Below are 21,564 nucleotides of genomic sequence, written 5' to 3'. Positions count from 1 at the left end.
TTCACGCTTCACGCTTTCGGAGGACGCCGTCATGCGCCGTCTGTTTTTAGTATCTTCACTCGTGCTTTGCTTGCCCTTTGGCTCAGCCATGGCCCGTGTGGATGCGGGCGATGTCGCCACCTCAGCCGGGATCTCCGCATCGCTGTACTCAACATTCAAGGATCACAAAATGGTCGTCCCTGCCCGGGATGACGCCTCCAGTTTTGTCGCCAGCGGCGGTACGATCCGTGGCGTCTACCTGGAGTCGGTACTGAAGGAGATTCGTCAAAATCATCCCGACCTAAAGGCCAGCGATGAAGACCTGGCCAGAGCGATCCTCGTTCAGGAAGGTGTGCCAGCGGGTCAATAAAGTCTCAAATGCAAGCGGTAGGGCTAATGACGGCCCTACCTTGCTTCAGCGCTGTTCTTCTCGACTCCTGCGGACAAGCGTGCCCAGCTGGCGACCAGTTGCGCGCTGATGCTGACGCCGCCGCACACCACAATCACTACGTCATGGGCCTCGGCAATTGCCGGATGGTCGAGGTAGGCAATCGCCAATGAAACGCCACACGCCGGTTCGACCAACTGGCGCAGGTCGTTGGCGTAACGGACCACGCCCATGATCGCCTCATCATCGCTGAGCACCACGCATTCATGCGGGAAATCAAGGATGTGCTGCACCGGCCAAGCGGCCACTTGCGCGGCGCCGAGTGACGTGGCAACGGTGTCGATGCGCGGCAATCTGACCGGGTGCCCGGCAGCGATGGCGGCAGCGAACGACGCCGCCCCCTGGGTTTCGCACGCAACGATCCGACAATCCATGCGCTGATGACGGATCAGGCCGGTGAGCAGGCCCGCCAGCAAACCGCCGCCCCCCACGGATGTCACCAACGCATCGACTTGAGGGCAGTCCTCGAGGATTTCATCGACCATCGTACTGTGCCCTTCCCACAACACCGGGTGATCGAAAGCCGGGACGTATTCGGTGTCCGCACCCTGCGCGAGTTCTTTCGCCCGTTGATTGGCCTCGTCCCAGACCTTGCCATGGACAATCACCTCGGCACCGGTTTTCCTGATTCTGGCGCGGGTGGTTTCCGGGGTCGTGTTCGGCACCACGATGCAGGCCTTCAGCCCAAGGTTGGCAGCGGCCACCGCCGTGGCCAGACCGGCATTACCACCGGAAGGACAGACGACTTTGCGCTTGCCCTGCTCTGCCGCCTGGCTGCACAACAGGCCCATGCCGCGCAGTTTGAACGAGCCGCTGGGTTGCAGGTTTTCCAGCTTGAGCCAGATTCGCCGGGTCGGAGTCGACAGACCCGGGTGCAGAATCAGGGGCGTTCTGATGTGAAGCATCGTGTGCTCCTTGTGACAGCACCGGCGCGTTGAGATCTTTCAACGGGCCGGAAGTGAACGGACAGGCTCATCCTTATCCAAGCTTAGTTCACCCTGCTCGACGACTGCCGCTCTCATAACGGGCTGCCCCTCTACACTGGTGATATGCCCTTTTTGCGAGATCAGTTATGAAAATCTCGGCCAAACTCGCGTTTTTCGCCCTCGTCAGCACCCTTGCCTACCTCGCTCTCGCGGTGTTCGGGCTGGGCGGGTTGGCGGCGTTTTTCTCGCATCCACCGCTGGTGGTCATTGCGCTTGCGACCCTGGTGATGGCGATCGTGTCGTTGTTCAGTGAGGGCAATTTGAGCACTGGCGAACGTGAAGACCGGGCCAATCGCTGGGTGCTGCCGGTTTTCGGGGTGCTCGGGTTGTTGAGCGGGTATCTGCCGGCCTACACCGACCGGATCGACTTCTGGACCTTCGGTGGCGAGGGTGTGCGTTGGCTGGGTGCGCTGCTATTCATTGGCGGCGGCGCGTTGCGGATGTGGCCGGTGTTTGTACTGGGCAAGCGCTTCAGCGGATTAGTGGCGATTCAGCCAGGACACCGCCTGGTCACCGACGGAATTTATCGGAATGTTCGCAACCCCAGCTACCTGGGGCTGCTGATCAATGGCGTGGGCTGGGCGCTGGCCTTTCGTTCCGGTGTCGGGTTGCTACTGGTGGCGCTGATGTTGATACCGCTGATCGCCCGCATTCGCTCTGAAGAAACGCTGTTACGCACGCAGTTCGGCAGCGAATACGAGGCTTATTGCGCCCGTAGCTGGCGATTGATTCCGGGGATCTACTGAAATAAATCTAACTTCAATTGTGGGAGCGAGTCTGTGGCGAGGGGGCTTGCCCCCGTTTACGTGCGTAGCACTTACAAGATCTTTGGTAGATCAGAGATTTTGGGACTGCTTCGCAGCCCAACGGGGGCAAGCCCCCTCGCCACAGGCCCGCTCCCACATAAACTCGCATCAAGAGAGTGTGTACAGGCTGATTTGGCTGTCGAGATCCAAGCGCACTTCGACCGAGTCATAACTGGCCAGTGTGGCGTGCCGGGTCAGAAGGGGATGAACGTGGGTCGCGGTGATGACCATGATATTGGCACCCGCCGCCTCGCCTGCGCGAATTCCGACGTCGGCGTCTTCGAAGATCAGGCACTCGGCTGGGTCCACCTGCAGTCGACGAGCCGCCAGCCGATAGCCTGCAGGGTCGGGCTTGCCGGCGCTGACGTCTTCGGCGGTAACCATCACGCCAGGCTCGGGAATACCGGCCGCGGCCATTCGGCGCAACGCCAGGGCCCGCGGCGCAGAGGTGACGATGGCCCATTGGTGGGCGGGCAGCGACTTGAGGAAATTCGCCGCGCCGGACACCTCGACAATCCCCTCCACATCATCGATTTCCGCCTCGGTGATCCACGCCGCTTCAGCTTCGGCATCTACCCCTGGCAACGCCAGGCGATTGATGGTGTCGATGGCGCGAACGCCATGGATGGTCGGCAGAAAGGTTTCGACATCGACGCCGTGGCGCACGGCCCAGGTTGTCCAGATCCGCTCGGCGGCGGCGATGGAGTTGAGGACGGTGCCGTCCATATCGAACAGCAAGCCACGGAATGACCTGTTGAGCAGGGATGTTTTGACAGACAAAGGGCGACGTCCTTTTGCAAGAGCCAGGCAAATGTTGTCCGCTAATGTACACCAGCTCCTACACGGTTCGGGTCGACTGCAAGGCGCGTTGCACACAATCGAGCAACTGCCCCACCGCCCAGGGTTTCCTGATGAACGAAACCGGATGCTTGACCCCGGAGCTTTTCGGAGTTTCGAAGCCGGACATGATCATGATCGGTTTGTCTGGCCAACGGTCGCCAAACTGATTGGCCAGGTCCGCGCCATTGAGTTTGCCCGGCATGGTGATGTCCGTCAGCAACAGTCCCACCTGCGGCGCGTGCTGCTCCAGAAACTGTGAAGCCGCATCCGCGCTGATCTGTGGTTCAACCGCAAAGCCTTCCTCCTGAAGAATTTCGCAAAGAAACTCGAGGATCAACGGGTCGTCCTCAACCACAAGAATCAAACCGTCAGACAAATGCGCGCCCGCCGTCGATACTGGACTCATCACTGTGCCACTCCCTGATTTTTTCATTGGTTGCGCGGGCTCAAATCCGCCTCCCATTCAGGTATGAACAGCGGACTTCGCGGAAAATTCATTTTTGATGCGGTTGTCCTGGACATTCTCTGTTCAAGCCGACAAACACGACCGTTTGTCAGCGCGTAATTGTGGTTAAAATGCCGCCCCCTTCTACATTGCCGACCTTGCCCGATGAATCCAGACGCCCTCTCCATCCTCCACGACCATTTGCTGACAGCACTTGCGGCCGCCCCCGCAGAAACCCGTCGGCTGTTTCACGGCCGTGGGCGCTGCTGGCCGGGGTTGGAGCAATTGACCGTCGACTGGCTCGAGGGCGTGGTGCTGGTCTGCGTGTTCAAGGAGCCGCAAGCGTCGCAACTGGATGATTTGAAGCAGCGACTGATGGCGATCACGCAGGCGCCTGCGTGGAAAACCTCCGGCGCGCATACCATGCTGCTGCAACATCGCTATCTGCAGGAAAGCACCACCGAATGGCTGATCGGGGAGCCGATCGAGGAAATGACGATCACCGAGGGCGGCCTGCAGTATCGCGTGGACCTGGGCCGCAAACAGAACACCGGCCTGTTTCTCGACATGCGATACGGCCGCGATTGGGTGCGGGCCAATGCGGATGGCAAGCGGGTGCTGAACCTGTTTGCCTATACCTGCGGGTTTTCAGTGGCCGCCCTCGCGGGAGGCGCTACGCATGTGGTCAACCTGGACATGTCCCGCGCGGCCCTGAGCCGTGGTCGCGACAATCATCGGCTCAACGGCCATGACCTGAGCAAGGTGAGTTTTCTCGGCCACGATCTGTTCAAGTCCTGGGGCAAAGTGATCAATAGCGGCCCTTATGATCTGGTGATCATCGACCCACCGTCCTTTCAGAAAGGCAGTTTCCTGCTGACCAAGGATTATCAGCGCGTACTGCGCCGTCTGCCGGAGTTGCTCAGCCCTCAGGGTACGGTGCTGGCCTGCATGAATGATCCGGCCTTTGGCGCGGACTTCCTCATCGACGGCGTCACTCGCGAAGCACCGAGCCTGCGGTTTGAGCAACGGTTGGAGAATCCGCCGGAGTTTCCCGATGCCGATGTCGAGTGTGGGTTGAAGGCGTTGGTGTTTAGACAGGGGTAATTGAAGATCAAAAGATCGCAGCCTTCGGCAGCTCCTACGCGCCTGTGGGCGGCTCCGCAGGCTGCGATCTTTTGACGTTGATTCAACTGCAACCAAGTTGGCCAGAGGCAGTAGACTAATGGTACTTGAGTGCTAAACCACGGCTTCCTACGATAATGGTACGCAGCGGTTGGAGGTTTAGGCCGTTGCGTAGGTGGTGGGTGAACTGAACCCCAATAAGCCCACCACTTGTTTCATGCGCATCTTGAGCCTCTCGGCTCTACTTCCTCCCCATCAAAGAGCTTTGAGGCTCTTTTTTTGTCTGTAAAAATTCCATCCCCCCTAAAAATGCTGCTCAGGTAGTGCGATCTGTAGCAGCTGTCGAGCCTGCGAGGCTGCGTTCGGCTGCGCAGCAGTCGTCAAACCAGAAGTCGCGGTACGTCAGGCAGACCGCGTCAGCCGGACTCACGACTGCTGCGCAGCCGAACGCAGCCTCGCAAGCTCGACAGCTGCTACGAAAAATGCGTCGCGACTGAAATTGCTCAAGTGAACAGCATCGGGCATCTCCAAGCCATCAGCCTAATGCCACCTATACTCAAGCCACCTTCCCCGCGCTACCCACAATAAAAAGCAGAGGTGGAAAATGGTCTGGCAGCAAATCTACGACCCCTTCGGTAACCCGGTGCTCTCAACCATGATGGCGGCGACGCCGGTGGTGGTGATGCTGGTTTCCCTGGCGTTTTTCCACATCAAGGCGCATCTGGCGGCGTTGTTGGCCCTGGGTTCGGCCTTGCTGATCGCGATTTTCGCCTTCGGCATGCCCGCGAACATGGCGGGCTCGGCCGCGCTGTTCGGCGCCGCCAACGGCCTGTTGCCGATTGGCTGGATCGTGCTCAACATCATTTTCCTGCATCGGCTGACCACCGAGAACGGCTCGTTCAAAGTGCTGCAAGACTCCCTGGCGCGCATCACCGACGATCGACGTCTTCAATTGCTGCTGATTGCCTTCTGCTTCGGTGCCTTCTTCGAAGGGGCCGCCGGTTTCGGCACTCCCGTGGCGGTAACCGGGGCCATTCTGATCGGGTTGGGTTTCTCCCCCCTGGCCGCGTCTGGCCTGGCGTTGATCGCCAATACCGCGCCCGTGGCGTTCGGCGCTCTGGGCACGCCCGTCATCACCCTGGCCAAAGTGACCGGGCTGGATGAAATGGAGCTGTCGATGATGGTCGGTCGGCAGTTGCCGTTCTTCTCGGTGATCGTGCCGTTCTGGCTGATCTGGGCCTTCGCCGGATGGCGCAAGATGCTGGAAATATGGCCGCCGATTCTGGTTGCCGGTGTCAGCTTCGCCATACCGCAATTCCTCGTCTCCAACTACCACGGGCCGATGCTGGTGGATGTGATCGCGGCGCTGATTTCCATGGCCTGCCTGACCGGTTTCCTCAGGGTCTGGAAACCGGCCACGGTGCATACCTCGGCCGCCCTGTCAGGGCGAGTCGACAACTCCAAAATAGCCGAGGAGCATGACCAAAAACCCGTCGCCAGCGCGACCTTTGCCAGCGATGCAAAACCCGCCGTAATGCGCGCCTGGATGCCGTGGATCATCCTCACGGTGTTCGTTTTTGCCTGGGGCACCCAAAGCTTCAAAAACCTGTTCGATACCCGCCCGGCCATGGATCCGCAAACCCACTCGGCCAGGCTTGATCCTCAGGGTAAGCCAATGCTCGAGGCCAACCCGATCTTTGCCCCGACCGTGACCTTCACCACGATTCATCAACAGATCGAGAAAGTCCCGCCTGTGGTGCCTGCGCCGAAAACCGAGGACGCGATCTACAAGTTCACCTGGTTCACCAGCACCGGTAGCGGCATCTTGCTCGCGGCGATCCTCGGCGGGCTGCTGATGGGTTATTCCATCCCGCAACTGCTGAACCATTATCTGCGAACGCTGTGGGTAGTGCGCTATTCGCTCACCACCATTGTGGCGATGCTCGCCCTGGGTTTTCTCACCCGTTATTCGGGCCTCGACGCCACCATGGGCCTGGCCTTCGCCGCAACGGGCATTTTCTACCCGATGTTCGGCACCCTGCTCGGCTGGCTCGGCGTGGCCCTGACCGGCTCGGACACGGCCTCCAACGTGCTGTTCGGCGGCTTGCAACGGGTGACCTCCGAGCAACTGGGCCTGAGCCCGGTGCTGATGGCCGCCGCGAACAGTTCTGGCGGGGTCATGGGCAAGATGGTCGACGCCCAGTCGATTGTGGTCGCGTCCACCGCTACCCGCTGGTACGGCCACGAAGGGGAAATCCTGCGCTACGTGTTTTTCCACTCCGTGGTGCTGGCGATTCTGGTCGGCGGGCTGGTGACGTTGCAGGCGTATGTGGCGCCGTTCAGTCATATGGTGGTGGGCGGGCACTGACTCCCGCTCTCACATTTTGACGTTCTGGCGCATGACACCTTCACTTGGGGGAGGATGTGTCGCGCCGCAAAGTCTGCGTAAAATGCCGTGTCTGTACCGGGTCCAATCCCAAAACAGACTCATCATCCCTGTGATCAACACCACTGGTGAATTGTGGCTCCACCCTACTTTCAATGCCTGAACGATCGATCATGAGCGCGACCTCAAAGACGCTTTTCAAGTTCTGCCTGTCGGTCTCGCTGCTGATTGCCTTTCACGCAAGTGGCGCCCCCTTGCCGCTCGAACTGTATATCCCGGACGCTCCACCCCTGACGTTCGTCGATGGCTCCAAAGGCCACGGCATGGTCGGCGAGGCCGTAATGACCGCCATTGCCAACGCCGGCTATGTCGCGCATGTCCATGTGCTTCCCTGGGCCAGATCGCAGAAACATGTCAGCGAGACTCAGGACATCCTGATCGCCCCTTTGTCACGCACGCAGGAACGTGAAGATCGCTTCACCTGGATCGCGCCGATCATGCCCATGGAGCGTGCTTTTTTCAGCCTTGACCGGCCGGTGAACAGCTTCGAACAAGCGAAGCAAACCTACCGGGCGATCGGCGTCGGCCTGGGCAGTGCGCAGGAGGAAATCCTCCGTGCACAAGGCTTCAGCGACGATCAGATCCACCCCCTGACCATTGGCGACAACCCCGCGCAGATGCTCTTGAAAGGTCGCATCGATGCCTGGTTCAACGGTGTCCCGGAGAGTCGATACATCTGGCCGAAAGTGTCTGAGCGTACACTGCACATGAGCCCCGTCATGAGCAGTGCGCAGCTCTATCTCGCTTGCTCAAAGCAGTGCTCCGCTAAACTGGTGCAAGACTTGCGCGCGGCGGTTGAAACGCTTCGCGATGACGGCACCCTGGCGCGCATACAAAAGCGCTATTCGTCGCCATAGGAACTCTGAGGGCACGCGGCTAAACCCATTCAAGGCAGGCATCCCTCCTCCTCTGGCACCTGCAACCCCATGAACCGCCGCACTCTATGAGCCTCGGGCTGCTCGCGGATCGCCTGTGGTGATGCATCCAGCTGAATGTGGCCGTTTTCCATGAAGATCACCCGATCGGAAATCGACAGGGCAAAATCCATCTCGTGGGTGACGATCAGCAGGGTCATGCCTTCGCGGGCCAGGTGGCTGATGACCGTGAGTACCTCGCCGACCAGCTCCGGATCCAGCGCCGAGGTCGGCTCGTCGAACAGCAGGATGTCCGGGTCCATGGCCATGGCCCGGGCAATTGCCACGCGCTGTTGTTGGCCGCCGGACAGTTGATGCGGATATTTGTGGACGTGTGCCAACAGGCCGACCTTGTCGAGCAGCTGGCAGGCGCGTTCTTCGCTCAGTGCGCGACCGACACCGTGATAACGGGGAGCGAGGCTGATGTTGTCCAGCAGTGTGCGGTGCGGGAACAGGTTGAAGCTCTGGAACACCATGCCGATGCGCCGTACGCCCTGACTAATCCGACGGCTATCCGGTTTATCCTCGGCATTGATGAAGCCCTCGCCGAACAACAGGATTTCGCCCTGATCGATGCGCTCCAGGCCATTGACCGTACGAATCAGCGAGGTCTTGCCGGAGCCGGACGGGCCGATGATCGAAATCACCTGGCCACTTTGTACCTTCAGGTCGATGCCCTTGAGCACATGATGATCGCCGTAGCGTTTGTGCACGCCCTGCAGTTGCAGGGCCGGGGCGGCGCCTTTGGATGGCGGCTTGAGCTTGCTCGATAGAACAGGCGCCAGACTGTCACGCAGCGCTTGTGTCGAGGCGCTGTCGAGGGTTTGCGGTGTCCGCAGGTTGAGGTCCAGGTAGCGTTCCAGTCGCTGCAGGGCAAAGCCGAACAGTGTGACGATCAGCACGTAGTACACACCCACCGCCGCCAGGGTTTCCATCACCAGGAAGTTCTGCGCATACAGGCGCTGGCCGACGGTCAACAGTTCGGTCAATGAAATCACCGAGATCAACGAGGTCAGTTTGACCACCGTGATGTATTCGTTGATCAAGGTCGGCAGTGAGATACGAAATGCCTGGGGAATCACAATCAGCCGTTGCAGACCGAACAGGCCGATTCCCAGGGCGCGGCCGGCTTCCTTCTGGCCCTTGGCGACTGAGATCAGCCCGCCACGATGAATTTCGGCCATGTAGGCGGCCTCAGTGACCACCAGCGCCAACAGGCCGGAATAGAACGGTACCGACAGCACCGGCCCGGCACCGGGCAGTAACTGCGGCAGGTTGTAGATGAAGACCACCAGCACCAGCAGCGGAATGCTGCGAAAGAACCAGATGTAGAGTGCCGCCGGCAGTCGCAGCCAGGGCGAGCCGGATAGCTTGGCTGACGCCAGAACGAAGCCCAGCAACATCCCCAGGAACCAGGCCAGGGCGCTCAGTTCGATGACGGTCAGGCTCGCCGCCCAGAAGTCAGTCTTGGAGAACAGCGAAATAAAGTAAGACCAGTCGAATTGCATAGACACCTCGTGCACGCCGCGCCCTCGACCGAGGGCGCGGCTTCAGCCATTACTCGGAGACCGGTTCCAGGTCGTATTTTTTGAGAATGGCGGCGTACTCACCGTTGGCCTTGCTGTCGGCCAGCGCCTTGACCAGCGCCTGATAAGTAGCGTCGGCGTCTTTCTTCACGTAGATGCCCAAGGTCTGCGGGTAAACCAGCTTCTGCGAACTGACTACGACCCGCCCGTTGGTGCGCTGGGCGATCATGTGCGCGGCGCCGGCGATTTCCACCTGGGCCTGAATGTTTTTCGACAGCAGCGCCTGCGTCACTTCGGGAGCCGAGGGGTATTCGTTGACGGTGATCGCGCCTTTGTTGTTCGGCACGCAGTAGTCGCTGGACAACTGGTTGAACTTGGCAACCCAGGTGGTGCCCTGCTCCAGGCCGATCTTCAGGCCGCACAAGTCCTCGGGAACCTGCGGGCTCAATTCACTGCCCTGGGGCACCATGATCGCCGCGCCGGTATTGGCGTAGGCGATGGTGCGGGCCTGGAGCTGGCGCTCGGGGGTGATGTACATGCCGGAGATGATCGCGTCGTAATGCCCGGCGTTGAGGCCGTTGATCAGATTGGGAAACTTGGTGTCGACGAAGTTGGCCTTGACGCTCATGGCCTTGGCCAGGGAATGCGCCAATTCAGGGTCGGAGCCGACCACATTCTTGTCAGCGTCGTAGGACTCGAACGGCGGGTAGGTGATTTCCATACCGACTTTCAACACACCGGGGGTCGCGGTGCTGGCGAAGACGGCGTTGGCGCAGAACAGGCCGGCGGCGAGCAGGCTCAGTTTGGTCAGGGCGTAGTGGCTTTTCATCGTGGGAAGCTCCGTTGGTTGTTTTTTTAGGAATGAGAGGTGGTGTTCTTCAGGTGGCCGAAGCTCGATGGCTTTCGGGCCCGGGACGGCAACTCAAGCTCGCCGCTCTCCACGCGCTTGCGCAAGTACTGGTAGGTCTGCAAGGCCTGGCTCCACATGTGTTCGCCAATCGCCAGCGCCTCGTATTCCCGGTCATCCCTGGCGAATGCCGGCAACGGCTTGATCAGCGTGTGATAGTCGCAGGCGTAGAACAGCGGGAAGCTGTAGCGCTCCTGAGCGACCTTGCGCACCCGGTGGGCAGTGGCCACAAAGGCACCTGCGGTCATGACTTCCAGCATGTCGCCGATGTTCACCACGAACGCGTCGGGTAGTGGCGGTGCGTCGATCCACTGCCCCTGATCATTGAGCACCTCCAGCCCCGGCTGATCGGCGTGCAGGATGGTGAAGCACTCGTAGTCGGTATGCGCGCCGATGCCCGGTGCATCGACGACATCGGCGTCAAAGGGGTAATGGATCAGCCGCAATTTGGAGGGTGGGCGAGTCACCAGCGCGTCGAAGTAGCCCTCCTCCAGCCCCAGGGCCAGGGCGAAGCCATCGAACAACCGGCGGCCTAGCACGAACACCGCCTGATAGTAGTTCTGTACCGCGCTCTGGAAGCCAGGCACGTCGGGCCAGTGGTTCGGCCCCAGCAGCGGTGTACGGTTGAGGAACAGCGGGTCATCCGCTGGCACTTCGAAGCCGATATCGAACGCTTCTTTGTGATCCGGCTTGCCCTTGGAATACACCTCCTCTCCTTCAGGCACGAAACCCTTGTGGCTTTCCGAGGCGCCGATGTAATGGCGCATCTTTTCTTCCAGCGGTTGCGCAAAATAATCCCTGGCCGCCTGGCGCAAGCCCTCGATCAATTCCGGATCGATGCCGTGCCCGGTGATGTACAGAAAGCCCACATCGCTGGCGGCGCGGCCCAGTTGCTCGGCCACAGCCAGGCGGTGCTCCAGTTCGATGCTGAAGAGTCCGGCGATGTTCACCACCGGAATGCTGTTGAAGTTGGCTTGGGTTGGCGAGGTGTTACGCATGGCGGGCTCCTTCACGGGTGAAACGGTCGAAGTGTTCGCGCTCGGTCCGGGCCATCCACTGGTTCAAGGTCCAGAGGTCGGCCACCGGCATGTTGGTGAAGGGCAAGTGATGCAGATAACCGTCGGCACCGAACTCCGGGGTCAAGGTGCTGACCGGGTAGCCACGTTCGCGCTGAGAAGTCCAGACGGCCTCCCAGTGGCGCTGATGGAACGCCAGTTCACGGGCATATTCCGGGGCGGCGGGATGGGGAACTTGCGGGCCTTGGTCGTAGCCGACCCGAGCCTGAATGTGATGCACGCGCTCGACGAAGGCCGAAAGATCGTCGGCCGGATCGTCCAGCAGTCGCTCACAGCACACCACCCAATGGCTGATGTCACTGGTGAAACGCAGGCCCGGCAGTTGGCGGATCAGCTCCAGGGTCACCCAAGGGCTGTAAAGGGAACGGGCGCGATGCGTCTCGAAACTGCAGAACACGCCATGCCTGGCGGCCAGTTCCATGGCCTGGCCGAAAAACTCGACCTGCAATGTCTGCGGCCAGCGGTCGTTGCCGGCCAGCAGATTGACGAAACGCGGGGTCAGCTCCGAGGCCCAGCCCAGTTTGCGATCAATGTCGGCCAAGTGTTGGGTGGGCGTGGCGTTCTGGTCGGGCAATACATCGTAGGCACTGAACAGTGTGCAGATGTAGGGAACCTGATTGCTGCGCAGGAAAGCGCCGAACTCGCCACGCTCATCGGCCTGCAGTGGCAGGCGTGCTTCGAGGCCATCGAAGCCGGCGGCGAGCGATTCATCCAGGGCCTGTGCCTTGCTGGCGGTATAGCCCCATAACGTGCGGAAAATTTCTAGCTTCATGCATTCCTCTCGGCTGCGTCAGGCCACCCGCTGTTTGGGCTGGCGTTACTGGGCAGTCGAAAGAAGTTGCTGCAGGCCGCTGCTCTGATGGCCGCGGTCCCGTGTGACGAATCCTAAGGCTAGGGCGACAAGCGATTGAATAGGCTGCAGCAAATAGTTAGTTCAGAAATTCATGAACTAACGAGGCCGGGTTTTCTTGCGTTGCGTAAGCCGCAATGCGATCCGTAGCAGCTGCCGAGCCTGAGTTCGGCCGTAGCAGCTGTCGAGCCTGCGAGGCTGCGTTCGGCTGCGAAGCAGTCGTGAATCCGGCTGATGCGGTCTACCTGACACACCGCGAGTTCTGGTTTTACGACTGCTGCGCAGCCGAACGCAGCCTCGCGAGCTCGACAGCTGCTACAAAGAGTGTGTGCGGTGCTTATGGGCACGAACCAGAACAGCGCACGGCGGCTCCACCATTCCCGCGACTGGTGCGTTGCTCGCCTGTTCTGCCTTCGTCATCGAATGCAATCCGCCTTCCACCGGCTGACCTGCCGTCGAGCGCAAAGGCTGGCAAACAACTTGCTTAGGCTTCTGATCAGGCTTGAGCCATCAACACCGATGGTTTGGCAAACATCTCGGACAACGGCGTCCGCTCCCCTGCCCATTGCGGCAGGAGAGCGTGCGCCGTTTTTGCTTTCATCCCGGCATCAGAAGGAAATCCTCATGTCCGCTCAAGGAATGCACCCACCGGGTCATGCCATCGTTCATCGGCGCAGCGATGGCGGCAAATCGCACCCGGCCGGCACATCATTCGCCAAAGCCTTGTTCGAACCTGGCAGAGCCCTGCTCGAACGCAGCAGGATCGGCTTCTGGCTACCGCTCGGATTAGCCCTCGGCGCCTGTGGTCTCGCACTGGCCGAACAGCCCGCAAGCGCATTGGCCCTGATACCTGGCGTGCTGTACCTGGGATGCGCCTGGCAGTTGCGCGAGCGTCATCAACGCCATTTGCAGACATTCTGGGACACGGAACTCGCACAACTGCTGCGCAGTTCCCGGGATGCCGACCCCGCGACGCTGCTGGTGACCGCCAGCTCGCAACTGCGCAACAACGAACGCTTGCGCAGCGAAGTGCAGTTCGCCAGCCGTGCCCTCCAGCAGATGGCCCAACAGGCCCGCGACCAAGGAGCGGAACAGAGCCAACGCATCGCGATGATCGCCGCCGCCAGCGATCAGATCGATCAGACTCTGCACAGCATCGATGCCTTGGCCAAGGGCGCGCTGGCAGCCTTCGCCAACGCTCACACCCAGAGCGAAACCGGTTGCCTGGAGGCGCGCTCAGTGGGCGACAGCATGCGCGCCATTCAGCACCGCTTGGGCAACACCGCACATGCCGTGGAAGCGTTGCTGCAACGTACGACCGCCGTGGAAAGCACGGTCAACAGCATTCAGGCATTGGCCAAACAGACCCAGCTGCTGGCGCTCAATGCTTCCATCGAGGCGGCCCGCGCCGGCGAGCACGGGCGCGGTTTCGCCGTGGTCGCCGATGAGGTCCGCAGCCTGGCCCAGGCCACCGACCGGGCGACCCACGAAATCACTACCGCCGCGACGGCGATCGCCATGGCCGTGCGCCAGGTGGATGGCGAGGTCAAGGAACACCGCGATCTGCTGGCAGCCGGGAGTGAACAGAGCGAGCAGCTCGCCGCCAACCTCGACGACCTGGCTCAACATAGCCAGACCAATCTGCAACAGCTCGGCGCCATGCAACAGGCGCTCAGCGAGCATCAGCTAGCCAATCATGCCCTCAGCGAACAGTTGCAACAGGTCAATGGCGCGGTGCAGGAACAGAGCACGCAAACCAATGCGCTGCACGACCTGACCCGTTATCTCAACCAGCTCACCGTCGGAAGCCGCCCATGAATCCAGCACTCGCCACAGCATTCGACGATGGGCCATCCCGCCAAGTCCGTCTGCCACAGGGTGATACGGGACTAAGGCAGGCGCTGTTGCTCGGTCTCGACCTGCTGCAAGGACTACAGCAGCATCGCGGTCTCGGCGGACAAGTCACCCGCGAGGCGCAACAACGTTGCCAGGCATTGGGGCACGCGCTCGACCAACGCTGGAGGGAGTGGCCGTATCCCGCACAGTGCCAGGCCTGGGGCGCGTTACGTCGCGACCCGGCGGATTTCGATGGCCATTGCCGATTGCTGCAGGACCTGCTCGGCGCCATCCAGCACCTCGAACTGCAACGCTGTGCGCTCAGCCTGGCGCGCCCGAGCATCGCCGCGCGCTGCTGGGAACTTGAAGAGCTGGGACGACTGCGCGGGCTGTCGGTACGCGCCGCCGCCCATCGAAGTTGCCCGTTGGAGATGCTGATTCAATTGCAGTACCTGCACGAACGCTTGCTCAAGCACGCTCCCCATTCGCTGCACACTGCGCTCGAACAACTGCAACGCTGCCTGATCGGGACAACCACCGTGTCGATCACTCCGGCGCAGTGCTACGCCCTCCTCACCCCATTGCTCGACGAGCGCCTGGACGCTATCCGCCGGGATCTGGATTGAGGCTGCCATCACCAGAACAGAGATCCGCAACAGCTCGTTCCTTTACCGTAGATTCGCTACTATGTTTGCACCGCTTTCCTTGTCGGCGGATTTCTTCACTCTGGAGCCTGAATGCCTAGTCAAAAGGACATCGCCGCCGAAAGCGGCGCACCGATGATTCCTGAACAGCGCCGTGAATTGATGCTGCGCCAGTTGCGCAAGCATCAGGTGCTGAGCGTTCATCAATTGATGGATATGTTCGACTGTTCGCACATGACCATCCGCCGCGATATCGCGCTGCTTGAACAGGAAGGCCGTGCTTATTCGGTCACCGGTGGCGTGCGAATCGCCAGCCAGCTCCACAGCGAGCCCAGTCATCAGTTCAAGGCGGTGGTCGAGTTGCCGCAGAAGCAGGCGATGGCCAAGCTGGCCGCGCGGCTGTTGCATGCCGACATGACGATTTATCTGGATGCGGGCACGAGCACGCTGGAGATCGTCCCGTACATCAAGGCGCTGTCGGGAATGACCGTGGTGACCAACGATTTCGGGATTGTCCAGGCGCTGATCGATGCGCCCCATGTCACGGTGATTCACACCGGCGGGCAACTGGATCATTCGAATCAATCGTGCGTGGGCGGTCTGGCGGTGGCCACCTTGCGTCAGATCGTCACCGATATCGCTTTCATTTCCACCAGTTCCTGGGATTTGCGTCGCGGCCTCACCACGCCGTCGGCGCTGAAGGTGGAGGTCAAGCAAGTCGCGATGCAATCGGCCTCGCAAGTGGTGCTGGTGGCCAGCAGTTCGAAGTACGGCACGTTCAGCATGTACCGGATCGCCGGGCTCGAGCAGTTCGACATTATTCTCAGCGACGACGCACTGACCCCTGCCGCGGCCGATAGCATCCGCAAGCAGGGTGTCGAACTGCTGTTGCCCTCCGATAACAACCTGTAAGGCGTTAGCGCGCCTTCCAGTCCCGCAGCCACTGCAAGCCGGCCGACGTGTTGCCACGGGGCCGGTATTCGCACCCTACCCAGCCGTCATAACCCAACTGGTCGATCAACTCGAACAGATAGGGATAGTTGACTTCGCCCAGGTCCGGCTCGTGTCGGTCCGGTACACCGGCGATCTGGATATGACCGATGCCGGCGAAGTCCCGACGCAGTTTAGTCGCCAAGTCACCTTCGACGATCTGGCAGTGGTAGCAATCGAACTGAACCTTCAGGTTACTGGCGCCCACTTCCTTGCAGATGGCCTGGGCCTGATCCTGGCGGTTGAGGAAAAAGCCCGGCATGTCGCGTGTGTTGATCGGTTCCAGCAGCACGGTGACGCCGACCTTGGCGGCCTGCGCGGTGGCATAGGCCAGGTTCTCCAGGTACACGCCGTGATGCCGTGGTCGATCACTTTCCGACGGCAACAACCCGGCCATCACATGGATGCGTGAGTTGCCCAGGACGGCGGCGTATTCCAGTGCGCGATCGAAACCGCTGCGAAATTCACTCTCCCGGCCCGGCAACGACACCGTGCCCCGCTCACCCGCCGCCCAATCGCCGGGCGGTGCGTTGAACAGCGCCTGCACCAGGCCGTTATCGCTCAGGCGTTGTTTGAGTTCCTGGGCGCTGTAGTCGTAGGGAAACAGATATTCCACCGCTTCGAAACCATCGGCGGCAGCGGCGGCGAAGCGATCCAGAAACTCATGTTCCGGGTAGAGCATGCTGAGGTTGGCAGCAAAACGAGGCATGGTAGCTCCTTGGATAGAGGGTTAGACAAACGGCCAGATCAGCAAGGTAATACCGAAACCCAACGTGCCGAGCAAGGTGGTCAGCACGGTCCAGGTGCGCAGGCCGTCGGCCACGTTCAGCCCGGACAGTTTGGTGAAGATCCAGTAACCGGCGTCGTTGATGTGGGACATGGCCAACCCGCCACCGCCCATGGCCAGGCACAGCAGTGCCATGTGATTCGCCGTGAGGTTGAGGGTCGCGATCAGCGGGCTGATGATGCCGGCGGTGGTCACCAGCGCCACCGTGGTCGAGCCCTGAACCGCACGCAACAGCATGGTCAGCAGAAAGCCCAGCGCGAGGACCGGCAGACCGGTGGTGCGCAGCAAATCGGAGACGACGGCGCCGATGCCGGTATCCACCAGCACCTTGCCGAACACACCGCCGGCACCGGCAATCAGAATCACCATGGCCACGCCAGGCAAGGCCGAACCGATCACGTCAGACACCTGGGTACGACTCCAGCCCCGACGCGAACCCAGCAACCAGGCACACAGCAAGGTATCGATCAGCAACGCCACCAGCGGCGCACCGAGCACGGTCATGATGCCGCGCAGGGTCGAGTCGGCAGGCAGCAACGAGTTGGACAGTGTTCCCAGCAGAATCAGAATGATCGGTAGCGCGATCAGGCTGACGATCATGCCAAAACCCGGCGCGGGTGCTGGCGGCAACTTGGAAACGATAGCGCTGGTGGACTCTTCCAGGCCCATGTGCGACGCGGCCACGGCAGCTCGTTCAGCGCTCTTGCCGTTGCCATTGGCCCAGGCGACCAGGTCTTCGTTGGTGACATGCGGGCCATAGACTTCGGCGCGGATATCGTCGGTCATCGGGTACACCCGACGGGTCATGCGCCCGGCCACGCGGTAGCCGACATAGCAGAGGAACGCCGTGATCGGCAGACCGAACATCAGCACGCGGCCAAGGTCGGCGCCCAACTGACTGGCAGCGGCCACCGCGCCCGGGTGTGGAGGCAGAAAGGCGTGTACGGTCAGTAACGCAGCACACATCGGCAGCGCGAACACCAACAGCGGCTTGCGCGCACTGCGAGCGACACCATAAGCCAGCGGCATCAGGATGATCACGCCGACCTCGAAGAACACCGGCACCCCGACCATGAACCCGGCAATCGTCAGCGCCAGCGGCGTGCGTCGATTGCCGAAACGGCTGATCAGCGTCTTGGCCAGCGCCTCGGCACCACCGGAGAGCTCGATGATCCGCCCGATCATCGCGCCCAGGGCAATGATGATCGCGATGTGGCCCAACGTCTTGCCCATGCCGCCTTCGATGGTGGCGACCAGGTCGGCCGGTTTAACCCCGGCCACCAGCGCCACCAGAATGCTCACCAGCATCAACGCCACGAACGGCTGGAACTTGTACTTGAGCACTAAAAACAACAACAGAGCGATCCCTAGCCCCGCGGTAACCATCAGGATTAACGGGCTCATTTCACAAGCCCTCCGCGCCGGGTGAACACAAGGGTGCTGCAACCGGGTCTGAAAATGCCGCAGTGAAGGTGAGTCATGCCTGGATGTCCTCTTGTTATTGTATTTTTCAGGCAAGCCGGGGTCGTGGGAGCCGTTGCGCGTCTCCCGAACGGGGCCTGCTTTATCGGTCTATCGTGTTAAAAAACTTCAGCGCACTACCAATGCACGCCGAAGGCCGTTCGCAGCTCGTCCAGTGCTGCCTGATCGAGCGGTTCGGGCTTGGGATTGCTCATCAGCCACAGCCGCGCGGTTTCCTCGAGTTCTTCCAGGGCGTAACTGGCCTTGGACACAGAACTCTCCCAGACCACCGGCCCCAGCCGTTCGAGCATCACGCCGCGAACGCTGTTGGCCAGTTGTGCGACCTGTTCGGCAACCTTCGGCGAGCCGGGACGCTGGTAGCTGATCAACGGGATATGCCCGACTTTCATCACCTGATACGGCGTCAGTGGCGGCAGGATGTCGTTCGGCTGCCAGACACCCGCCAGGGTCAACGCCACCAGATGAGTGGAATGGGTATGCACCACGCCACCGACACTCGGGTTGCGGTCGTAGACCTGGCGATGCAACGCCAATGTCTTCGACGGCTTGTCACCGGACACCCACTCGCCAGCCAGATTGACCTTGGCGATGGTCGCCGGGTCGAGGCGGCCCAGGCACACGTCAGTCGGCGTGATCAACCAGCCGTCATCCAGCCGTGCGCTGATATTGCCGGCGCTGCCGACGGTGTAACCTCGCTCATACAGGCTGCGGCCGACGTCGCAGATTTCTTCGCGCAGGGCATTTTCATTACTCATTGCGCACCTCCGGTCTGGGCCAGTTGCTTCAGCGCTTTGCTGAAGAAATCCCGACCACCGAAGTTGCCCGATTTGAGCGCCAGCGCCAGAGGCTCATCGGTGCTGCTAACGGTTGCCGGCACACCCGGATCAATCTGCGCGCCGATCTGCAGCAGTTGCACTCCCAGCGCCTGAACCACCGCGCCCGAAGTTTCACCGCCAGCGATCACGAAACGCCGTACGCCGCTCTGGCGCAGGCCCTGAGCGATCTCACCCAAGGCATTCTCCACCAAGGTACCGGCCCGTTCGACGCCGAGTTGCTGTTGCACAGCCTTCACTTCATCCGGGGTGCTGGTGGCGTAAATCAACACGGTTTGTTCATTGTTCCTGGCGAAGGCCAGGGCCTGGGCAACCACCGGTTCGCCAGCCGCCAGGGCCAACGGATCAATCCGCAACGCGGGTCGACCGGCTTCGAGCCAGGCCGCGACTTGGCCATTGGTGGCGATCGAAGCGCTGCCGGCCAACACCACTTCACCGCCAGCCACCGCCGGGAGTTTCGAGGCATCGATGTCGCGCAATTTACCGGCGCGACGGAAGTTTTCCGGCAAGCCCAGGGCCAGCCCCGAGCCGCCAGTCAGCAACGGTAGGTCGGCGCAGGCGGTGCCGAGGGTGTACAGATCCTGGTCCGACAAAGCATCGGCAATCGCCATGCCGACACCTTGAGCCCGCAGCTCGGCGATGCGCCCGCGTACCTTTTCAGCCCCTTGGGCAATGGTGTCGTAGCGCAACAGGCCGACGTTCAGTTGGGTCTGCGATTGCAGCACCCGCACCAGGTTGGCATCGGTCATCGGCGTCAGCGGGTGATGCTGCATGCCCGACTCGCTGAGCAGTTGATCCTGCACGAACAAGTGACCGCGAAAGATCGTCCGGCCATTCTCCGGGAACGCCGGGCACGCCAGGGTGAAGTCGCCGCCCAGCGCCGCCAGCAGCGCTTCGCTGACCTGGCCGATATTGCCGGCCCCGGTGGAATCGAACGTCGAGCAGTACTTGAAGAAGATCTGCTCACAGCCTTGTTCACGTAGCCAGGCCAGCGCGGCGAGGGATTGCTCGACCGCTTCGGCGACTGGAAGGGTGCGCGACTTCAGGGCGATGACGATCGCATCGGCATCAAGCCCGGCCGCCACTTCGCTGCTCGGAATGCCGATGCTTTGCACGGTGCGCATACCGCCGCGCACCAGCATGTTGGCAAGGTCCGTGGCACCGGTGAAATCGTCGGCGATGCAGCCCAGCAATGGGCGTGCAGTGGTTGTGCTCATGGTGCGTTCCTCAAACAGGCTCGGTCTTGGCAGTCGGCAGTTCAATGCCGGGGAAAATCTTGATCACTGCCGAATCATCTTCACGCCCGAAGCCTGCACTGGAAGCCTGCATGAACATCTGGTGGGCAGTGGCCGACAGCGGCAGCGGGAATTTGCTGGCCCGCGCGGTATCCAGCACCAGGCCCAGGTCCTTGACGAAAATATCCACCGCGGACAACGGCGTGTAATCGGCCTTGAGAATGTGCGGCACGCGGTTTTCGAACATCCAGGAATTACCGGCGCTGTGGGTGATCACTTCGTAAAGCGCATCGGCATCGACCCCTTCACGCAGGCCCAGCGCCATGGCTTCGGCAGAGGCCGCGATGTGTACCCCGGCGAGCAGCTGGTTGATGATCTTGACCTTGGAGCCCAGGCCATGGCTGTCACCCAGGCGATAGACCTTGCCGGCCATGCCCGCCAGTACCGCTTCGGCCTTGGCATAAGCGTCGGCCGGGCCGGAGGTCATCATGGTCATTTCACCGGCAGCCGCCTTGGCCGCGCCACCGGAAATCGGGGCATCCAGATACAGCAAGCCTTGGGCGGTCAGGCGCTGGCCCAGGTCGACGGCGTAGGTCGGGGCCACGGTCGCGCAACCGATCACCAGGCTGCCAGGGCGCAACGCAGCGACAGCGCCATCCTCGCCAAACAATACGGTTTCGGTCTGCTCGGCGTTCACCACCACGGTAATGATCACGTCGCACGTCGCGGCCATCTGCGCGGGCGAAGAGCACGCCACGCCGCCCTCCCCGGCAAACTGTTCAGTCACCTGCGCACGCACATCACAGGCATGCACATTGAAACCACTGCGCAACAGTGAGCGGGCAATGCCCAACCCCATCGCGCCCAGACCGACAACACCGACATTCTTGTTATTCATGGGGTACTCCTGAGGGAAGCAACGGCCTGTTCCACGCCGACAAAGCGCAGGCGGCGGGCCGCGATGTAGAGATGGGCACCGGAGGCATGGCCAGCGGATCGCCCAACACAATGGCAGCTACGATCGCTTGACACTGGTTGAGCAGATAATCCACCAATGAACAGATTATGTGAAGTATTTTTTTAAAATAACATTTTTTAACATCGCCTCATGAGCATCGATAGCCGCGACGCGCTTTTTTGTAGCAGCTGCCGAGCTTGCGAGGCTGCGTTCGGCGGCGCAGCCGTCGTGAATCCGGCTGACGTGGTTTGCCTGATGCACCGCGAGTTCTGGTTTTACGACTGCTGCGCAGCCGAACGCAGCCTCGCGGGCTCGACAGCTGCTACGGGTCGCGTTCACGCAAGTGAAAAAAGTCAGATTGCCATCAGGCCGCCTTGCAAAAACACCACGACCGTCTAAGTTCAAGACTATCTCTACAGGCGTAACCAAACCGTACATAAACCAGCCCCTCAGG

21 protein-coding genes are annotated in these 21,564 nt (G+C 61.1%); 8 read left to right on the top strand and 13 right to left on the bottom strand.

Annotated elements, in window-relative coordinates; translation table 11 throughout:
* Positions 1-31 precede the first annotated feature (31 nt).
* The gene (locus ACEN9A_RS13015) at positions 32-349 is read left to right on the top strand and encodes a DUF2388 domain-containing protein (protein WP_019578720.1); all 318 of its coding nucleotides are present in this window, start codon (positions 32-34) and stop codon (positions 347-349) included.
* A 35-nt stretch (positions 350-384) separates the two neighbouring features.
* Here the strand turns inward: ACEN9A_RS13015 and ACEN9A_RS13010 are convergent, their stop codons facing one another.
* The gene (locus ACEN9A_RS13010) at positions 385-1,332 is read right to left on the bottom strand and encodes a pyridoxal-phosphate dependent enzyme (RefSeq protein ID WP_258673904.1); all 948 of its coding nucleotides are present in this window, start codon (positions 1,330-1,332) and stop codon (positions 385-387) included.
* Between the two features lie 167 nt (positions 1,333-1,499).
* On the opposite strand from ACEN9A_RS13010, the gene ACEN9A_RS13005 reads away from it, so the two are divergent.
* Positions 1,500-2,159 carry a methyltransferase family protein gene (locus ACEN9A_RS13005; protein ID WP_019651656.1) on the top strand — a complete coding sequence of 220 codons (660 nt, stop codon included), beginning with the start codon at positions 1,500-1,502 and terminating at the stop codon, positions 2,157-2,159.
* Positions 2,160-2,327: 168 nt separating this feature from the next.
* Here the strand turns inward: ACEN9A_RS13005 and ACEN9A_RS13000 are convergent, their stop codons facing one another.
* Positions 2,328-2,999 carry an HAD-IA family hydrolase gene (locus tag ACEN9A_RS13000; protein WP_258673903.1) on the bottom strand — a complete coding sequence of 224 codons (672 nt, stop codon included), beginning with the start codon at positions 2,997-2,999 and terminating at the stop codon, positions 2,328-2,330.
* 58 nt (positions 3,000-3,057) lie between these two features.
* Positions 3,058-3,465 (bottom strand): response regulator, encoded by a 408-nt coding sequence (locus ACEN9A_RS12995; RefSeq protein WP_258673902.1) that lies wholly within the window; start codon positions 3,463-3,465, stop codon positions 3,058-3,060.
* A gap of 204 nt (positions 3,466-3,669) precedes the next feature.
* Here ACEN9A_RS12995 and ACEN9A_RS12990 point away from each other — a divergent pair, with 204 nt between their 5' ends.
* The 3 genes from ACEN9A_RS12990 (at position 3,670) to ACEN9A_RS12980 (ending at position 7,929) form a co-directional block, all read left to right on the top strand.
* On the top strand, positions 3,670-4,608 hold the full coding sequence (locus ACEN9A_RS12990; protein ID WP_258673898.1) for a class I SAM-dependent methyltransferase: 939 nt from the start codon (positions 3,670-3,672) through the stop codon (positions 4,606-4,608).
* Between the two features lie 622 nt (positions 4,609-5,230).
* Positions 5,231-6,994 (top strand): L-lactate permease, encoded by a 1,764-nt coding sequence (locus ACEN9A_RS12985; protein ID WP_258673897.1) that lies wholly within the window; start codon positions 5,231-5,233, stop codon positions 6,992-6,994.
* A gap of 191 nt (positions 6,995-7,185) precedes the next feature.
* Positions 7,186-7,929 carry a substrate-binding periplasmic protein gene (locus ACEN9A_RS12980; RefSeq protein ID WP_258673896.1) on the top strand — a complete coding sequence of 248 codons (744 nt, stop codon included), beginning with the start codon at positions 7,186-7,188 and terminating at the stop codon, positions 7,927-7,929.
* 29 nt (positions 7,930-7,958) lie between these two features.
* Here ACEN9A_RS12980 and ACEN9A_RS12975 read toward each other — a convergent pair whose 3' ends face one another.
* Genes ACEN9A_RS12975 through ACEN9A_RS12960 form a run of 4 tightly spaced genes read right to left on the bottom strand, consistent with a single transcriptional unit; the run spans position 7,959 to position 12,267 of the window.
* Entirely contained in the window at positions 7,959-9,494 is a 1,536-nt protein-coding gene (locus ACEN9A_RS12975; protein ID WP_258673895.1) for an amino acid ABC transporter permease/ATP-binding protein, read from the bottom strand.
* Positions 9,495-9,543: 49 nt separating this feature from the next.
* Positions 9,544-10,341 (bottom strand): transporter substrate-binding domain-containing protein, encoded by a 798-nt coding sequence (locus ACEN9A_RS12970; protein ID WP_258673894.1) that lies wholly within the window; start codon positions 10,339-10,341, stop codon positions 9,544-9,546.
* A gap of 26 nt (positions 10,342-10,367) precedes the next feature.
* Complete coding sequence (locus ACEN9A_RS12965) at positions 10,368-11,417, bottom strand: isopenicillin N synthase family dioxygenase (RefSeq protein WP_258673893.1); 1,050 nt, start codon at positions 11,415-11,417, stop codon at positions 10,368-10,370.
* Entirely contained in the window at positions 11,410-12,267 is an 858-nt protein-coding gene (locus ACEN9A_RS12960; RefSeq protein WP_258673892.1) for a sugar phosphate isomerase/epimerase family protein, read from the bottom strand. The genes ACEN9A_RS12965 and ACEN9A_RS12960 overlap by 8 nt, the downstream gene beginning before the upstream one ends.
* A gap of 417 nt (positions 12,268-12,684) precedes the next feature.
* Between ACEN9A_RS12960 and ACEN9A_RS12955 the strand changes: the two genes are divergently transcribed.
* The 3 genes from ACEN9A_RS12955 (at position 12,685) to ACEN9A_RS12945 (ending at position 15,737) form a co-directional block, all read left to right on the top strand.
* Complete coding sequence (locus ACEN9A_RS12955; RefSeq protein WP_408981123.1) at positions 12,685-14,163, top strand: methyl-accepting chemotaxis protein; 1,479 nt, start codon at positions 12,685-12,687, stop codon at positions 14,161-14,163.
* An 86-nt stretch (positions 14,164-14,249) separates the two neighbouring features.
* Complete coding sequence (locus ACEN9A_RS12950) at positions 14,250-14,807, top strand: hypothetical protein (RefSeq protein ID WP_309475243.1); 558 nt, start codon at positions 14,250-14,252, stop codon at positions 14,805-14,807.
* 111 nt (positions 14,808-14,918) lie between these two features.
* Positions 14,919-15,737 carry a DeoR/GlpR family DNA-binding transcription regulator gene (locus ACEN9A_RS12945; RefSeq protein ID WP_258673889.1) on the top strand — a complete coding sequence of 273 codons (819 nt, stop codon included), beginning with the start codon at positions 14,919-14,921 and terminating at the stop codon, positions 15,735-15,737.
* Positions 15,738-15,741: 4 nt separating this feature from the next.
* Here ACEN9A_RS12945 and otnI read toward each other — a convergent pair whose 3' ends face one another.
* The 6 genes from otnI to ACEN9A_RS12915 form a co-directional block, all read right to left on the bottom strand.
* Positions 15,742-16,524, bottom strand: a complete 783-nt coding sequence (otnI, locus tag ACEN9A_RS12940; protein WP_019651668.1) for a 2-oxo-tetronate isomerase — start codon at positions 16,522-16,524, stop codon at positions 15,742-15,744.
* 21 nt (positions 16,525-16,545) lie between these two features.
* Positions 16,546-18,006, bottom strand: coding sequence for a GntT/GntP/DsdX family permease (locus tag ACEN9A_RS12935; RefSeq protein ID WP_258673888.1), 1,461 nt, complete (start codon positions 18,004-18,006; stop codon positions 16,546-16,548).
* A gap of 194 nt (positions 18,007-18,200) precedes the next feature.
* On the bottom strand, positions 18,201-18,839 hold the full coding sequence (gene otnC, locus ACEN9A_RS12930; RefSeq protein WP_258673886.1) for a 3-oxo-tetronate 4-phosphate decarboxylase: 639 nt from the start codon (positions 18,837-18,839) through the stop codon (positions 18,201-18,203).
* A complete protein-coding gene (otnK, locus tag ACEN9A_RS12925; RefSeq protein WP_258673883.1) occupies positions 18,836-20,134 on the bottom strand; it encodes a 3-oxo-tetronate kinase in 1,299 nt (432 codons plus the stop codon). The genes otnC and otnK overlap by 4 nt, the downstream gene beginning before the upstream one ends.
* 10 nt (positions 20,135-20,144) lie before the next feature.
* Positions 20,145-21,050, bottom strand: a complete 906-nt coding sequence (gene ltnD / locus ACEN9A_RS12920; RefSeq protein WP_258673882.1) for an L-threonate dehydrogenase — start codon at positions 21,048-21,050, stop codon at positions 20,145-20,147.
* 165 nt (positions 21,051-21,215) lie between these two features.
* Positions 21,216-21,548: a hypothetical protein gene (locus tag ACEN9A_RS12915; protein ID WP_258673881.1), complete on the bottom strand. Its 333-nt coding sequence runs from the start codon at positions 21,546-21,548 to the stop codon at positions 21,216-21,218.
* Between the last annotated feature and the right edge of the window lie 16 nt (positions 21,549-21,564).

This window comes from Pseudomonas sp. Pseusp18 (genome assembly GCF_059506005.1).
Note: the sequence above shows the minus strand (reverse complement) of the source record. Positions and strands in the feature narration are given on the sequence as shown.

What these genes read in the sequence shown, in the direction of transcription:
- ACEN9A_RS12990 (WP_258673898.1), top strand. Translation starts at nt 3,670, where the DNA reads ATGAATCCAGACGCCCTCTCCATCCTCCACGACCATTTGCTGACAGCA.
- otnC (WP_258673886.1), bottom strand. Translation starts at nt 18,839, where the DNA reads ATGAGTAATGAAAATGCCCTGCGCGAAGAAATCTGCGACGTCGGCCGC.
- ACEN9A_RS13015 (WP_019578720.1), top strand. Translation starts at nt 32, where the DNA reads ATGCGCCGTCTGTTTTTAGTATCTTCACTCGTGCTTTGCTTGCCCTTT.
- otnK (WP_258673883.1), bottom strand. Translation starts at nt 20,134, where the DNA reads ATGAGCACAACCACTGCACGCCCATTGCTGGGCTGCATCGCCGACGAT.
- ACEN9A_RS12995 (WP_258673902.1), bottom strand. Translation starts at nt 3,465, where the DNA reads ATGAGTCCAGTATCGACGGCGGGCGCGCATTTGTCTGACGGTTTGATT.
- ACEN9A_RS12970 (WP_258673894.1), bottom strand. Translation starts at nt 10,341, where the DNA reads ATGAAAAGCCACTACGCCCTGACCAAACTGAGCCTGCTCGCCGCCGGC.
- ACEN9A_RS13010 (WP_258673904.1), bottom strand. Translation starts at nt 1,332, where the DNA reads ATGCTTCACATCAGAACGCCCCTGATTCTGCACCCGGGTCTGTCGACT.
- ACEN9A_RS12965 (WP_258673893.1), bottom strand. Translation starts at nt 11,417, where the DNA reads ATGCGTAACACCTCGCCAACCCAAGCCAACTTCAACAGCATTCCGGTG.
- ltnD (WP_258673882.1), bottom strand. Translation starts at nt 21,050, where the DNA reads ATGAATAACAAGAATGTCGGTGTTGTCGGTCTGGGCGCGATGGGGTTG.
- ACEN9A_RS12915 (WP_258673881.1), bottom strand. Translation starts at nt 21,548, where the DNA reads ATGTACGGTTTGGTTACGCCTGTAGAGATAGTCTTGAACTTAGACGGT.
- ACEN9A_RS12980 (WP_258673896.1), top strand. Translation starts at nt 7,186, where the DNA reads ATGAGCGCGACCTCAAAGACGCTTTTCAAGTTCTGCCTGTCGGTCTCG.
- ACEN9A_RS12945 (WP_258673889.1), top strand. Translation starts at nt 14,919, where the DNA reads ATGCCTAGTCAAAAGGACATCGCCGCCGAAAGCGGCGCACCGATGATT.
- ACEN9A_RS12960 (WP_258673892.1), bottom strand. Translation starts at nt 12,267, where the DNA reads ATGAAGCTAGAAATTTTCCGCACGTTATGGGGCTATACCGCCAGCAAG.
- ACEN9A_RS12935 (WP_258673888.1), bottom strand. Translation starts at nt 18,006, where the DNA reads ATGAGCCCGTTAATCCTGATGGTTACCGCGGGGCTAGGGATCGCTCTG.
- otnI (WP_019651668.1), bottom strand. Translation starts at nt 16,524, where the DNA reads ATGCCTCGTTTTGCTGCCAACCTCAGCATGCTCTACCCGGAACATGAG.
- ACEN9A_RS12955 (WP_408981123.1), top strand. Translation starts at nt 12,685, where the DNA reads ATGGGCACGAACCAGAACAGCGCACGGCGGCTCCACCATTCCCGCGAC.
- ACEN9A_RS13005 (WP_019651656.1), top strand. Translation starts at nt 1,500, where the DNA reads ATGAAAATCTCGGCCAAACTCGCGTTTTTCGCCCTCGTCAGCACCCTT.
- ACEN9A_RS12975 (WP_258673895.1), bottom strand. Translation starts at nt 9,494, where the DNA reads ATGCAATTCGACTGGTCTTACTTTATTTCGCTGTTCTCCAAGACTGAC.
- ACEN9A_RS12985 (WP_258673897.1), top strand. Translation starts at nt 5,231, where the DNA reads ATGGTCTGGCAGCAAATCTACGACCCCTTCGGTAACCCGGTGCTCTCA.